The 13,730-nt window shown below is 40.0% G+C and carries 10 protein-coding genes; 1 reads left to right on the top strand and 9 read right to left on the bottom strand.

All coding sequences use genetic code 11. The features are described 5' to 3' along the window. The 5 genes from I6J02_RS15870 to I6J02_RS15850 all read right to left on the bottom strand — a co-directional run bounded on the left by I6J02_RS15870 (position 1) and on the right by I6J02_RS15850 (position 8,818). A complete protein-coding gene (locus I6J02_RS15870) occupies positions 1-321 on the bottom strand; it encodes an ArsR/SmtB family transcription factor (RefSeq protein WP_201681748.1) in 321 nt (106 codons plus the stop codon). A 226-nt stretch (positions 322-547) separates the two neighbouring features. Next, complete coding sequence (locus tag I6J02_RS15865) at positions 548-2,608, bottom strand: glycoside hydrolase domain-containing protein (RefSeq protein ID WP_236582036.1); 2,061 nt, start codon at positions 2,606-2,608, stop codon at positions 548-550. 101 nt (positions 2,609-2,709) lie between these two features. Then, entirely contained in the window at positions 2,710-3,951 is a 1,242-nt protein-coding gene (locus tag I6J02_RS15860; protein ID WP_201678809.1) for a YdcF family protein, read from the bottom strand. 13 nt (positions 3,952-3,964) lie between these two features. Further along, positions 3,965-5,485 carry a RagB/SusD family nutrient uptake outer membrane protein gene (locus I6J02_RS15855; RefSeq protein WP_201678808.1) on the bottom strand — a complete coding sequence of 507 codons (1,521 nt, stop codon included), beginning with the start codon at positions 5,483-5,485 and terminating at the stop codon, positions 3,965-3,967. Between the two features lie 72 nt (positions 5,486-5,557). After that, entirely contained in the window at positions 5,558-8,818 is a 3,261-nt protein-coding gene (locus I6J02_RS15850) for a SusC/RagA family TonB-linked outer membrane protein (RefSeq protein ID WP_201678807.1), read from the bottom strand. Positions 8,819-9,212: 394 nt separating this feature from the next. Here I6J02_RS15850 and I6J02_RS15845 point away from each other — a divergent pair, with 394 nt between their 5' ends. Further along, entirely contained in the window at positions 9,213-10,547 is a 1,335-nt protein-coding gene (locus I6J02_RS15845) for a GH1 family beta-glucosidase (protein ID WP_201678806.1), read from the top strand. A 53-nt stretch (positions 10,548-10,600) separates the two neighbouring features. Here the strand turns inward: I6J02_RS15845 and I6J02_RS15840 are convergent, their stop codons facing one another. The 4 genes from I6J02_RS15840 to I6J02_RS15825 form a co-directional block, all read right to left on the bottom strand. Continuing rightward, a complete protein-coding gene (locus I6J02_RS15840; protein WP_201678805.1) occupies positions 10,601-11,119 on the bottom strand; it encodes a methylated-DNA--[protein]-cysteine S-methyltransferase in 519 nt (172 codons plus the stop codon). Between the two features lie 636 nt (positions 11,120-11,755). Next, entirely contained in the window at positions 11,756-12,208 is a 453-nt protein-coding gene (gene tnpA / locus I6J02_RS15835; protein WP_201678804.1) for an IS200/IS605 family transposase, read from the bottom strand. 76 nt (positions 12,209-12,284) lie between these two features. Further along, positions 12,285-12,929 (bottom strand): NAD-dependent epimerase/dehydratase family protein, encoded by a 645-nt coding sequence (locus tag I6J02_RS15830; RefSeq protein WP_201678803.1) that lies wholly within the window; start codon positions 12,927-12,929, stop codon positions 12,285-12,287. 128 nt (positions 12,930-13,057) lie between these two features. Then, positions 13,058-13,651, bottom strand: coding sequence for an HD domain-containing protein (locus tag I6J02_RS15825; RefSeq protein ID WP_201678802.1), 594 nt, complete (start codon positions 13,649-13,651; stop codon positions 13,058-13,060). Positions 13,652-13,730: the final 79 nt, after the last annotated feature.

The raw sequence follows: 13,730 nt of genomic DNA, 5'->3' as shown, positions 1-13,730 counted from the left end.
TTATTTGGTTTTATATTGTTTCATAATGGCTTCCAGTTTATTAAAACGTTCGTCCCACATCTGACGGAATGGTTCAATAAAATCAGCTATCTCCTTCATTTTGTAAGGATTCAACTTGTAGGTAATCTCTCTTCCGCTTTGTTCAGATGTCAATAGTTCGCATTCCGTCAGAATCTGCAGGTGTCTGGAAACTGTAGGCCTGGCGGTATCAAAGTTGGAAGCAATAGCTCCTGCCGTCATAGATTGCGTTGCCACTAAAAGAAGTATGGCTCTTCTTGTCGGATCTGCAACGGCCTGGAAAACATCTCTTCTTAAGTTCATTTTATCAGTTATATAAATGTCGATGTAAAAGCTCAGGACTTCAATATGAAGCCATTTGACTACAAATATAAATGTAGCCATTTGACTACGCAAATTTTTATGAAAATAATTTTAAGGATACATTAATGTATCCCCGGAGGATTAGGCTTAGTTATAAGAAGTAATATAGGATTCTGAATATAAAAAAGAACACAGACACGACTGGCATGTCGTGTCTGTGTCAAGATTAAGGAAGGATATTTTTTCCGGAGATCCAGATATTCTCACTGCCGTACCCGGAAGGTTCGGAACTGGCGTCAATTTCTAAAAGACCTCCCCCGCTAATCTCTTCGTGCGATAACCATAAGCGTTTAATATCCTTACCGTTGAGTCTTACCCTTGCAATATATTTATTTTCATCGCCAAAATTATGTACCCTAATCTGCAAGGTATGCTCTGCTCTGTGAAGATTGATTTCCGGAAATAAAGGTACATTGAGATAGTATAACGGATGGCCGATCACAGGTTGATGCAGTCCTATGGCTGTGAGCACAAACCATCCCGACATAGCACCGGCATCATCGTCCATTGTCCGGATATAGGCTTTGGGTTCATTTTTATAAATCCGGTCTATAAAAGGATCTATTCCTCTGCTGTTGTCGTTGAAGTAATATTGGATAACTGTATCTACGGCTAGCTGATGAACCAGAGACTGATATTTCCAGGGTTTTTCACTGGCATAATACAACGTAGGAGACTGCATATCCGGTTCATTGGCTCTGTTAAAATAATGCCGATCATAGAATTCATCCAGTTGATTTGTAAATGCCTTTTTTCCTCCGGCCAGATCTACCAGTCCCCCAATATCAAAAGGTACATTCCAACGGTACTGTCTGATCGTTCCCTGATACATATTTCTTGCAGACATACGATCTACATCGTTTCGGGATAAATCTTTGAATTCTTTCTGCCAGACAGTTTTATAACTACTGGCTCTCTGTGCATAATGTATCCCCTTTTTATCAAAAAGCTGTGCCATAGCCCACATATCGTAAGCTGCTTCTAAAGCTTTATCCGGTTTTGAGAAATCAAACCGGGCTGTATCGCTCACCAATGAATCTTTTATAGCATCAAAATGGATATCGTATCCTTTATTTCTGGCATCCAGCAGCACTACTGCTGCATGTTCGGTACGAACTGAATTGGCAGGTTCATTTGGGCCGGCAAAGTCAAATTTACCGTATCGGTACAGGTCAGAAATGGATGAGACCACATCCTGATACAATTGTGGATAAAGCAGTTCTAATAAAGGCAGTTGTGTTTTATAATTATCCCATATAGCCCAGCCATGATAACGTTTTCCTTTAGCCAAGTGAATCTTTCCATCGGTACCGGAATACTGTCCGTCTGCCTCAGAGATTTGATAAGGAGACTGCAGGGTACGATAAAACAAGGAATAAAATAGTTTTTCTCTTTCAGGATTACCTTTTACTTCGATACCGGAGAGATAGGTATCCCACTGTTGAAAAGAGGCATTCCTGACATCACTGTATGAACGGCCTGTATTACGTTTAAGCGTCTCGGATGCTTTTTGTACACTGACTGCAGAAAAAGCAATCTGAAGGGTTATTTTTTCGCTGTTTTCTTCCAGATGAAGGGTTAACTGATCCCCTTTCCCCTGCCAGGTACCGGCTGAAGAAACTTTAATAGCATAATGGATCGTATAAATCCCTACTCCACATGTTGTACGTGCTCTGACCGAACCCTGGAGTATTCCGTCCGAACCGATTTGATAGGTGTTGGACACAAAAGCATTATTGAAAGCATGAGCAAGATCTAAACGGAATCCCTTCTTCCCTTTTGGAAAACTATACTCATGAATGCCAAAGTTATTATCAACAGCAAAAGTTGCTTTGATAGTATTACTTAATCCGATTTCATAAAATCCGGGGCCGGCCTGCTCAGTCACTTTTAACAACGGTTGATGATCATCCTGCTCCCCAAGAAAAGGTTTGACCAGAATCAGCCCGCCACTTCCCTTACAGCCTACTCCTTCAAATCTGTTATGTGTGAACCCCAGTATCTCTTTTGCAAGATACTCATACCCCATATGCAAGGTCGGATAGGTCTGTGGAGCAATACTCATCTGATGAAAAGCAGCTGATGCTGCAGGTGACATTTGTCCGTGGTCTCCGGAAGAGCCCAAAAACACATTTATAAGCGATGCTTTGGATTGAGCGTGTACAAATGGCTGCGAACTTAGCATCAGCAACATACAAATGGAAAACAGGCGAATAAAATTTTTCATAGATACTAAAAGCAGGTCGATCAAGACCTGCAAAATACTTTTAATTTTTAATAGTTAATAGCTTCTTTGGTAAAAAACTGCTACATCATGCTGCATAACTTTCAGGGATCCATAGGTTCATCCGGATCAATAGTCAAGGCCTCTTCACGTGGTTTGAATTCAATAATGACTTCACTGATTCGCTTACCTAATACATAGGGTACATATCCCAGTTCTCTTACGCAACGGTCAGCCATCTTCTCCACCGCATCGATATGAGGTATGCTGCTGTTAACGATTGCGTATTTGTCTGCCGGAAATCCATAATGTAGTAAGATGCGAGCTGTATTGCGCATATTAGTGGTTGTATGTCTGGCATGCGGATCAATAAGAATAGCTTCTTCCGGGACATTCAATGCCTGCATCAGATACTTTTTCATCTCTATCGCTTCTATGTAGGGAGTTTTGTAAGGATGTACACGTCCGCCGGAAACCACAATGAAAGGTGCAAGTCCCTGAAAATAACTCCGGGCAGCCATCCGGCAACGCAGCATACCACCAGGACTTATAGGCTGATCATACACCTCCGGTCCGGCTCCTAATGTCAGAAGCAGACTATAAGGATAGCGTTCAAAGTCTGTTTGTCGGATCGCATCATAAGCTTTCTTGTTTTCCAGCTGTATCAACGGTTCCAATTGTGCGGCATCCCAACGTTCATTGACTTCTAATAGCCGAACAGCTGTCCACAGGGACTCATAAAAAGCTTCTTCAGGGTTACGCACATCTTTAAGAATATCCTGCGCTACATCTTTGAGCAGATACAGATATGCTTTTTTTGTGACATCAAAAGAAATAGAATCAATCTTAGGATAGTTGGGTTTCTTTCCTCCCGCATATACATCGATAACATAATTCATAGCATTCAGATCCTGACGAAGTGCCTTTTCCAGATAAGCACGCTCTCCTGCAGACACATCCATACCATATGTGCGTGATGGAATTATTTTATTCGCGACAAAAGCTTTTAACTCTTTATTTGTTTGAAACTTCCTGCTAAAAACAGAGATAATCTTTTCCACTTCCTGTTCTTCCCATCTGAATGCCCGGAGAAAACAGGCTACATCTTTGCAATTAGCAGATTCGATATATCGCGCATGTCTTTTTTCCAACATACTGTATATATCCTGATCGGACAAAATAGTATGGGTAAGCCCGGAATCCTGCGCCAGCAGAAATGTGGCATAATAATTCTTGGCAATTACCCAATCCTGAGGTGTCTGATATGCAGAAAAATCCTGAGCTCCGGAGACATGACTAAAGCATGTCCCCAGTGTCAGCATTATTAATTTCAAAATAGTTTTCATGATTCAGAAGAACTTAATATCCTTGATTCTGATACATTTTCTCCGGATTCAGTTTGTGTTCATCAAAAGGAATCGGATAGTAGCGGTCTTTGGTCGAGATATTAGATATTTTGGCGTTGCCGTAATCAGCCTGTTCTTTCTTCTTGAAGTACGTGACCAGTTCCTGAGCATTGTAATTACGGATCAGATCAAACCAACGGTGATTTTCAAAAGCGAGCTCTACTCTGCGCTCATGCAGAATAGCATCTTTCAGGGTCGGATATTTCGTATTATAGACGGCATTAGCTTTTGAAGTTGCATAGGAAGGTAATCCTGCACGTTCTCTCACTTCATCCAGTAATACGATAGCTTCAGCATCTTTACCAAGGCGCATCTTAGTTTCCGCTAATAACAGCATGACATCGGCGTAGCGGATCAATATCCAGTCATTTCCACCAAAACCCTGTTTACCGGCATTATTACTGTTATCTCTGAATTTCGTAATAAACCAGTCATTGACCTGAGTACTTGCTGCAAATTTGATAGAAAAAGCTTTACGGATATCGTTATCCTCATAGTCTTTTACCAGATCTCTTTTGACATTTCCTCCTATCCCTGTAGATGCAAACTGCGAATTGATTGTTTCTCCTCTGGCCTGATTATTACGCGCAATACTGGAACTGTAGTTCTGATCACCTTGCAGATATTGAACCTGAAAGATCAATTCCTTACAGGTATTCTTTTTGGTTACATCAAATACATCTGCATAGGGGATTTCATTCAGTTTACCAAAGGTACGCATACCGTATGCTGCAGTCAGATGTTGTTCTGCTTTCAGAAAATTTTCATTGGTACTGCCTGCTAAGGTAGCTCCCATTGTCAGATAGACCTGACCCAATAGTGCATTGATAGCAGCCTTAGAGGTGCGACCTACGGCATATTGCCCTTGCTGATCCGGCAGATTACTGGTCAGTGCATCGGACAGGTCTGTTACTATCTGCTGATAAACGACGCTTTCTTTCTGACGAAAAGCAAGTTCATTGGCCTGTTCTTTAGTTGTAATCTCTACCGTAGACAAAGGAATATCTCCAAATTTGCGAACCATATGAAAGTACAATAAAGCACGGACGAATTTTGCTTCTGCAATATAGCGTTGTTTCACTGCCGCATCACCAAACGTTACTTTATCAATGTTGGACAATAATGTATTACAGCGTGCAATCCCGTCGTACATGGTAGACCAGTGCGTCTTGAGATAAGAATTGCTGGCCAGTATAGAAAAATCATTGAACTGAAAAGGTTCTCCAGCATTAGACTGATTGTCATCACGACCAGTATTATCCGAACGTTCTTCACTATACAGAGTGCTGGATTCGCCTATACTGCTTCCTGAACGCAGTGCCTGATAGAGTCCGTTAACGGCCAACAAGACATCATTCTCTGTTTTGAAATAGGATCCCACAGATACTGCATTCGGATCTTGCTGATTTAAAAAATCTTTTTTACAGGAAGTAATTCCCAAAAGAATAAAAGGTAATAAATATCTCTTTTTCATTAGTATATACTTTTTTATTTGAATAAAGAAATCAGGTATTAAAGATTCCTGTACTCATTTGTTATATCTTTATTAGAATGTCACTTTTAATCCCAGATTGTATGATCTGACCAGAGGATACAAACCATAGTCTACTCCCGGAGTGAGGTTACCTCGCTGGTCATAATCCGGTTCTGGATTATATCCTTTATATTTTGTGATTGTAAACGGATTATCTACACTCGCATAAATGCGGACGCCGGACAGCATAAGTTTTTGTGCTGTTTCTTTTGGCAGGCTGTAGCCCAGAATAATATTGGTCATACGCAGAAAAGATCCGTCCTGCAGGTAAAAGGAAGAAAGACGTGTACTGTTACTCTGTGTACCACCTCTGGCTGCCCGGTAGACACTACCGTTGCCCGGATTGGCAGATGATCTCCAGCGTTGTGCTACGTCGGCATACTGATTGCCGGACCCTTCCATGTTATACAGATAATAGTCATAACCATCCAGTACCTTGTTTCCTTGTGAACCATTAAAAGAAGCTCTCAGATCAAAATTCTTATAGCTGGCATTTAACGCAAATCCATAAGTAAAGTCAGGGTGAGGATTTCCGATAATACGCTTATCCTGATCATTAACAACACCATTACCGTCTACATCTTCAAAATAGAGGTCTCCCGGCTGAAGGGGATTTGTAGAAGCTGCTGAAGGTGCTACTGTCTTATAATTTTCTTCTGTAGCTATTCCCAATACTTTAAATCCGTAAAACATACCGATCGGACTTCCCTCCTGCGTGATATGGGTGATATAAGAACGTTCGGCTCCGTTAGTCATAATAGTAGAAGCTCCTCCCAGATCCAGCACTTTATTACGGTTCACATTGATATTTCCGCTAAACCCAAGTTCGAAATCATTCTTACGAATAAGGGTGGCATCGATTTGTACATCAAAACCTTTATTCTGAACCTTACTATCTGGCAGATTGGTAAAAATTGTTGTTGCCCCCGAAATGGCTGTAATAGGTTGATTAAATAAAAGATTAAAGGAACGGCTCAGATAAAAATTAGTCATTACATTCAGACGCCCGCGCAGCAAGCCCAGGTCAAGTCCTGCATTGTATTGTGATGTAGACTCCCAACCCAGATTAGGATCCCGCAGATCGTCCGGCCATAATGCTGTAGCAACCTTATCAGCAATGATAACTCCGCCCGGTGAATTGTAAGCAGTTATCGCCTTATAGTCCGGAATGTTGTTGTTTCCGCTTTTACCCCAACTTGCTCTAAACTTCATTGTAGATCCTTCACCTAACCAATTGTCGTAGAACCCTTCATTTGATACTGTCCAACCGGCAGAAACAGACGGGAAAGTTCCCCACTTACTATTAGGCCCAAACCTGGAAGAACCATCTGTACGGAAAGAGGCTGATAAGAAATATTTGGAATCGTAACTGTAGTTGACACGACTAAAATATGACTGTAAGGTCGTGATACGTTTGAATGTTTCTCCGTTGTCCTTTAACAATCTGAAATTGGAAGGATCTGCTCCTTTATTGGTGATCTCTCCGATCGCATCATTCTGGAATCCATTAGCGCGAACGGTCATCTGGTCAATATCTGTCCGCTGTGCAGAATAACCCAACAATACATTTAACTGATGTTTTTCCTGAAATGTCTTGCTGTAATTAAGAGTAGCTTCGACAAGTTTATCAATTTCGCTTCTGGTACGCGCATCGGCATAAGCAGCTGTTTTTGCAAGATCAGAGTAAGGCGCGTTGTTACCATCCGAAATACTGGTTGGACGATAGTAATCGTATTTTTCATCGTAAGTAGAAAGTCCCCCGTTGATCTTCAGATTTAACCCTTCAATAATAGAGAAATCTGCAAACGCATTATACAATCCTCTTTTTCCTCTTTTATTGTTTTTGATTTCCGTGACATAAGCCAGCGGATTTTCAGGGTTCTGTATTCCATAGTTGTTAGCTGACAGATTAGCCATTAAGTATTTGGCATAACTACCATCTTCATTATATACAGGCAAGGTAGGCAGATAAATCAAAGCTGCCATGGAAGGACTCCGGTCGTATCTCCCTGTAGTCACCTCGTTATTATCATTATAGGTAAATGACACATTGGCTCCTACGGTGAGTCGTTTACTTACTTTAGAATCCATATTGGCACGGAAGTTAAACACCTTCTGGTCTGTTCCCAGCATGATTCCTTCCTGATTCTGATAAGATCCGCTCAGGAAATAGCGGCTTTTATCATTTCCGCCATATGCGGATAAATTGTGACGTTGGAAAGGTGCATTTCTGTATAAGGCATCCTGCCAGTCTGTATCATATTTAGATGCTTTGGCTGTACCTGTCGCAAAATCATAATATTCTTCAGGAATGGTGACTGAACCTGCATTTCCTACTGCATCTACTCTGGCCTTGTTATTGTCCAGTCGTCTCTGATCAGTCCAGGTCACACCCTTCGTGGCAAGCAAATCTCTGTAGGTATTATTTCTGCCATCAATAAGCAAGTCGATAAATTCTGCAGCATTCAATACATCTATTTTCCTGGATAACTGCCCAAAACCTCCAAGTACTTCATAATCTATATTACTACGCCCCTCTTTACCGCGCTTAGTAGTAATCAAAACTACACCTCCGGCTGCTCTTGAACCGTAAATCGCTGCTGAAGCCGCATCTTTCAGGACGTCAATTGTCTCTATATCATTGGGGTTAATATTGAGATTGTTTCCTGCAGGATATCCATCGATAACATACAGCGGATCCGAACCGGCATTGATAGATCCCATTCCCCGAACTCTTATTTTAGTACCGTCATAAGGTGCACCACTGGTCTGCATCACCTGCACACCAGCTACTTTACCGACCAGTGCCTGTGAAAGTTTGGGTGAAGTCAGATTCAGTTCTTCAGCCTTTACACTGGCTATCGCTCCGGTTACATCTGCTTTGCGAACTTTCTGATACCCGATGGACACGAGCACTTCATCTAGCTGCTGACCCTCTGCTTCCAACGTAATCGTTAATCCCTGAAGGGAAGAAACAGACTGACGAACCTCCTTGTACCCTATATACCGGATAGAAATGCTGTCTCCGACTGTACCGGCAAGTGTGAAATTTCCCTTTTCGTCTGTCTGAAAACGTTGCTGTGTACGGATATTCGTAATTGTAGCTCCGGCAACAGGTTTGCCGTCGATATCTACTACTTTTCCCGAAATCTGCTGTTGATTCTTTAGCTCTATTTTCAACAGTTCGACCTTCAGGTTACTTGCTTCAGTGGTTAATGAAACTGTGGTTAATGGCAGTAGAAGCCATAATAGTTTGGTTGATTTAAAGTACATGTTTTTATTTTTTCAACTTAAAATAGATTTGAGGCAAATCTAATTCTCTCGTGTTAAGCGAGTGTTGGGTCTGGTTTATAGAATAATTAACACTTTGTTTCTGTATTAACAAATCATGAAAATTGTGTGATCAGGAAGTCTGCAGAATTAGCTAAAAACTTAATACTCTCTTAATATAAGGTATACAAAAACAGCGTAACTTTATATTGTAAGTATATGTAATACTGTAATTTAAAATATCAGCATTATGAAAACGATCGCTTATTTTTTTCAAAAGATGGTCTTCCGTCTATTTCTAACACAATTCAGCTCCTTCTATTCTCCGCTTAGGTTTCATAAAAACTAAACGGTATATTCGAAAAATGTTTGTGTTATTAACTTATCTTCAGTGTAAATGCATTTGACGAAGGAAGCCTTTGGCAAAGATTTTATCTGGGGAGTATCTACTGCTGCATATCAAATAGAAGGTGCACATAATCTGGATGGAAAGGGAATTTCTATCTGGGATAAGTTTGTCCAGAAAAAAAACAAGATATTTCAGAACCACCACGGGGAAATTGCATGTGATCACTATAACCGATACATGGATGATCTGCGTCTGATGCATAGCCTGAATATCCGTAACTATAGATTTTCTATTTCCTGGAGTCGTATTCAACCGGAAGGGTGCGGCGAAATCAACCAGGCAGGTCTGGATTTTTACAGCCGGCTTATTGATCTGTGTCTGGAGCTTGAGATTACACCATGGGTTACCTTATATCATTGGGATCTTCCTCATGAACTCGAAAAAAAAGGCGGATGGGTGAACCGGGATATAAAGGATTGGTTTGGTGAATATGTTGCCATCTGTGTAAGGCAATTCGGTGACCGTGTCAAACACTGGATGGTGCTGAATGAACCTACTGTATTCACTGCTGCAGGTTACTTCTTTGGTGTACACGCTCCCGGCAGAAAAGGTATAGATTGTTTTCTGGCGGCAGCTCATCACGCGGCTTTGGCTCAGGCACATGGAGCAAGAATTATCAAAGCGTTGCAACCGGATAGTGTTGTTGGTACTACATTTTCATGTTCTCATGTTGAGCCCTTCACAAACAAAGAAAAAGATATAATCGCTGCTAAAAAAGCAGACGTATTGCTGAACAGGTTATTTATTGAACCTTTGCTGGGGATGGGCTATCCTACGAAAGAAATCAAAATATTGAGAAGGATTGAGAAATATATCAAACCAACAGATGAAAATAACCTGAAGTTCGATATGGATTTCATCGGTATTCAGAATTATACAAGGGAAATCATACGTCATTCTTTCTTCGTTCCATTTTTACAGGCCAAAATAGTTCCTGCTAAAGAGCGTAAGGTAGAATTGACCGCGATGAACTGGGAAGTTTATCCGGAATCCATGTATCAAATGTTGAAAAAATTTCAGGCTTACGAGAATATCCCTCCTTTAATAATCACAGAAAACGGAGCTGCTTTTCCTGATCTGCAGGAAAATGAACTTGTGCACGATCATAAAAGGAAACAATACATGCAGGATATACTGCAGCAGGTACTACGTGCTAAAGAGGAAGGTGTAAATGTCAAAGGTTACTTTGTATGGACTTTTCTGGATAATTTTGAATGGGCCGAAGGATATCACCCCCGCTTTGGATTAGTGTATGTAGATTTCCTGACTCAACAACGTATTGTCAAGTCCTCCGGACACTGGTATGCCGATTTTATTAAATAAATAACTCTGCACCCAATCTTACTGTAGATATTTGCCGCATATTCATTCATCTTTTAATCATCAAAAAGAGAAGGCATTTTATATTTGTTTTCCAGATGGAGCAAAATAGTTTTATTGGCGATACCTCCTGCAAAACCAATCATTTTCCCGGATGCCCCCACGATTCTGTGACAAGGAACAATTATTGCGATCGGATTTTTATTTAATGCACCGCCTACTGCTCTTACCGCTTTGATATCGCCTAATACCCTGGCTAACTCACCATAAGTCTTCGTCTTACCGAAAGGCACATTCAACAAAGCGTTCCATACTTTTTTCTGAAATTCAGTACCTGAAAAATCAAGCGGAATATCAAAAGTTGTTCTTGCTTTTGCGAAGTATTCTTTCAGTTGCTGTTCTGTTTTTAAGAGTATAGGATTTTGATCGTTTCTTTCCGGAGTGGATAGTTTTGCTCGTGAATAGTCTTCTCCTTCCCATAAAATGGCTGCAAGTCCCGCATCCGTGGCCACAAGTCTGATTACTCCAAGTGGTGATGGCATATCTTTATACTCTGATTTCTTATTACGCTCCATTTTTAAGATTTGGTTCCCAATAGCTTTTATTCCCTATGCGATGCATAGGGTTAAATATAGAAAAGCCTTACAGGCTTCTCTTTCTTAATATTTTATCTTTATAATACCCCAATGCGAGGCATGGGGCTAAATATAGAAAAGCCTTGCAGGTTTCTCTTTCTTGATATTTTATCCATATAATACCCCAATGCGATGCATAGGCTAAATATAGAAAAGCTTGCAGGCTTCTCTTTCTTAATATTTTATCCTTATAACACCCCAATGCGAGGCATGGGGCTAAATATAGAAAAGCCTTGCAGGCTTCTCTTTCTTAATATTTTATCCTTATAACACCCCAATGCGATACATAGGGTTAAATATATAAAAGCCTTGCAGGCTTTTTCCTCTTGATATTTTGTCCTTATAACACCCCAATGCGATGCATGGGGCTAAATATTGAAAAGCCTTACAGGCTTGTCCTTCTTGATATTTTATCCTTATAACACCCCAATGCGATGCATAGGGCTAAATATAAAAAGCCCTGCAGGCTTGTCACACTTTCAAATAAAAGGCTGAAAGCCTTTCTTATACCAACCCAAGGTTTACCTTGGGGAACTAATGATCAAATTTTAGTTGCGCCCTGAAAGGGCAGCATACCTATGTCCATAAATAGTCTTCATCGAAATCAATTCCGTATTCTTTTAAAAACGCTATATATTCATCCTGAAATGATTTTGTTTTATGGTGTTCCTTTTGGTTTTCAATATACTTTTTCACCCGTCCTACTACCGATTGACTTACTGAATAACCTGCATAACCTCCTTGCCAGGCGAACTGCTGATAGTTTGCACCTTTAGATTTTATCCAGCGGCTACTGTTTCGTTTTATGTGTTCTACAAATTTTGCCAGCGCTATATTTTTTGACATTATTGCAAGAATATGGATATGATCTTGTGTACCATTGATTTTTACAGGTACAGAATCATTTTCTTTAATAATCCCACCGATATATGCATACAGTTCCTTTTCAACCTCTGGCTGGATAAGTGGCTGATTGTATTTTGTATGAAAAATAATGTGTACATACATTTTTGACAATGACTGGGACATATCTATTTATATAATGGCACTTGAAACTTATATTTATACTTCACTATAAATCAATCTGACTTCATCCCGACACACTTTATTTAGCTAATTGTATAATATCGTCTACCTCTAATATTTGTTTTGGATACCCTTTAGATACAGCATGAATCATGGCTCTTCCTACATCTGCCAGTTTCAAAGTCTTTGTTGAAATAAACGGGGCAATAAGCGGCCCCATTATTTTGTATATTAATTTTACGTTGACTTGTCCTTTTGTAGCTTTCATTATGGCCGGACGAAAATTATACTGGCCTTTAAATGGCAATCTCATCAGTTCATTTTCAGTCCGCCCCTTTACTCTTGCCCACATCACCGTCCCTTTTTCCGTACTGTCTGTCCGGTTACCGGATACGTAGATGAAAGTCATTTCAGGATTAATTACAGCCAGTGTTCTTGCAAATGGAATCACAAAATCGTAAGTCTTTTTAGTAAAGCTTTCTTCATTTTCGCCTACCGAACTTACGCCAGCACAGAAAAAGCAGCCATCGTAATCCTTTAACAAATCCGAATGATCTCCTATTTCCGAAAAATCACGTAAAATCAACTCCTTCAGCTTTGGATGCGATAACTGGTAGTTTTTTCTTCCGATTACCAATATTTCCTCTACAGCGCTGTTATCTAAACATTCAAATAGTACGCCTTCGCCTACCATCCCTGTTGCACCTGTAATAATTACTTTCATCTGTTTATAATTTGGTTTTATTAAGGTAATAAATTATCCGGTTTTTATCGTCAATTGAATTAGTTTTTGCATTCAAAAACTCTTCATCCACTTAATAAGACTTTGAATTTTCTAAATGCAGGCAACTCTTATTCATCCTTCAATATTCCCTTTTTAACACCTTCGTTAATCAGTGTTTCGGCGTATTCCCATATCTTTTCCGCACCTTCTTTTATCACACTTTTCTTTGCATACACTTTGCTGTAATTTACCCCGGGCTCATTCCATGTCCCTCCATTATTGGAACTATTTTGCAGAAGAGGCTCCAGCCTGTCCATTGCTCTTGCAAATTTAGCTTCTGCTGTCTCACCAGCTTCAAATTCTTCCCACACGGCAATAAATTCCTTTCCCTGATCTTCAGGAAGCAGTCCGAAAATACGATTGGCAGCCAATCTTTCTTCCTCTGTATTACTATGATTTTTCTGCATATCGTAGATAAATGTATCACCGGCATCTATCTCTACAATATCATGAATAAGCACCATCTTCATGACTTTCAATAAATCAATCTTTTCATTAGCATGCTGTACCAAAACCATTGCCATTAATGCAAGATGCCAGCTATGCTCTGCATCATTTTCATTCCGGTCGCTATTGAATAGCTTTGTTTTACGTTGAATATACTTGAGTTTATCAATCTCTTTAATAAAATCTATTTGCTTTAACAGTTCTGATGAAAACATATCCGGAGGGTTTTAAATAATTCTATTTGTACATGACAAAGATAAATTATTTGCAAAGATCAGTCCAAATATCTGTTAT

This window comes from Sphingobacterium spiritivorum (genome assembly GCF_016725325.1).
Taxonomy (GTDB): domain Bacteria; phylum Bacteroidota; class Bacteroidia; order Sphingobacteriales; family Sphingobacteriaceae; genus Sphingobacterium.
Note: the sequence above shows the minus strand (reverse complement) of the source record. Positions and strands in the feature narration are given on the sequence as shown.

What these genes read in the sequence shown, in the direction of transcription:
- I6J02_RS15870 (WP_201681748.1), bottom strand. Translation starts at nt 321, where the DNA reads ATGAACTTAAGAAGAGATGTTTTCCAGGCCGTTGCAGATCCGACAAGA.
- I6J02_RS15865 (WP_236582036.1), bottom strand. Translation starts at nt 2,608, where the DNA reads ATGAAAAATTTTATTCGCCTGTTTTCCATTTGTATGTTGCTGATGCTA.
- I6J02_RS15860 (WP_201678809.1), bottom strand. Translation starts at nt 3,951, where the DNA reads ATGAAAACTATTTTGAAATTAATAATGCTGACACTGGGGACATGCTTT.
- I6J02_RS15855 (WP_201678808.1), bottom strand. Translation starts at nt 5,485, where the DNA reads ATGAAAAAGAGATATTTATTACCTTTTATTCTTTTGGGAATTACTTCC.
- I6J02_RS15850 (WP_201678807.1), bottom strand. Translation starts at nt 8,818, where the DNA reads ATGTACTTTAAATCAACCAAACTATTATGGCTTCTACTGCCATTAACC.
- I6J02_RS15845 (WP_201678806.1), top strand. Translation starts at nt 9,213, where the DNA reads ATGCATTTGACGAAGGAAGCCTTTGGCAAAGATTTTATCTGGGGAGTA.
- I6J02_RS15840 (WP_201678805.1), bottom strand. Translation starts at nt 11,119, where the DNA reads ATGGAGCGTAATAAGAAATCAGAGTATAAAGATATGCCATCACCACTT.
- tnpA (WP_201678804.1), bottom strand. Translation starts at nt 12,208, where the DNA reads ATGTCCCAGTCATTGTCAAAAATGTATGTACACATTATTTTTCATACA.
- I6J02_RS15830 (WP_201678803.1), bottom strand. Translation starts at nt 12,929, where the DNA reads ATGAAAGTAATTATTACAGGTGCAACAGGGATGGTAGGCGAAGGCGTA.
- I6J02_RS15825 (WP_201678802.1), bottom strand. Translation starts at nt 13,651, where the DNA reads ATGTTTTCATCAGAACTGTTAAAGCAAATAGATTTTATTAAAGAGATT.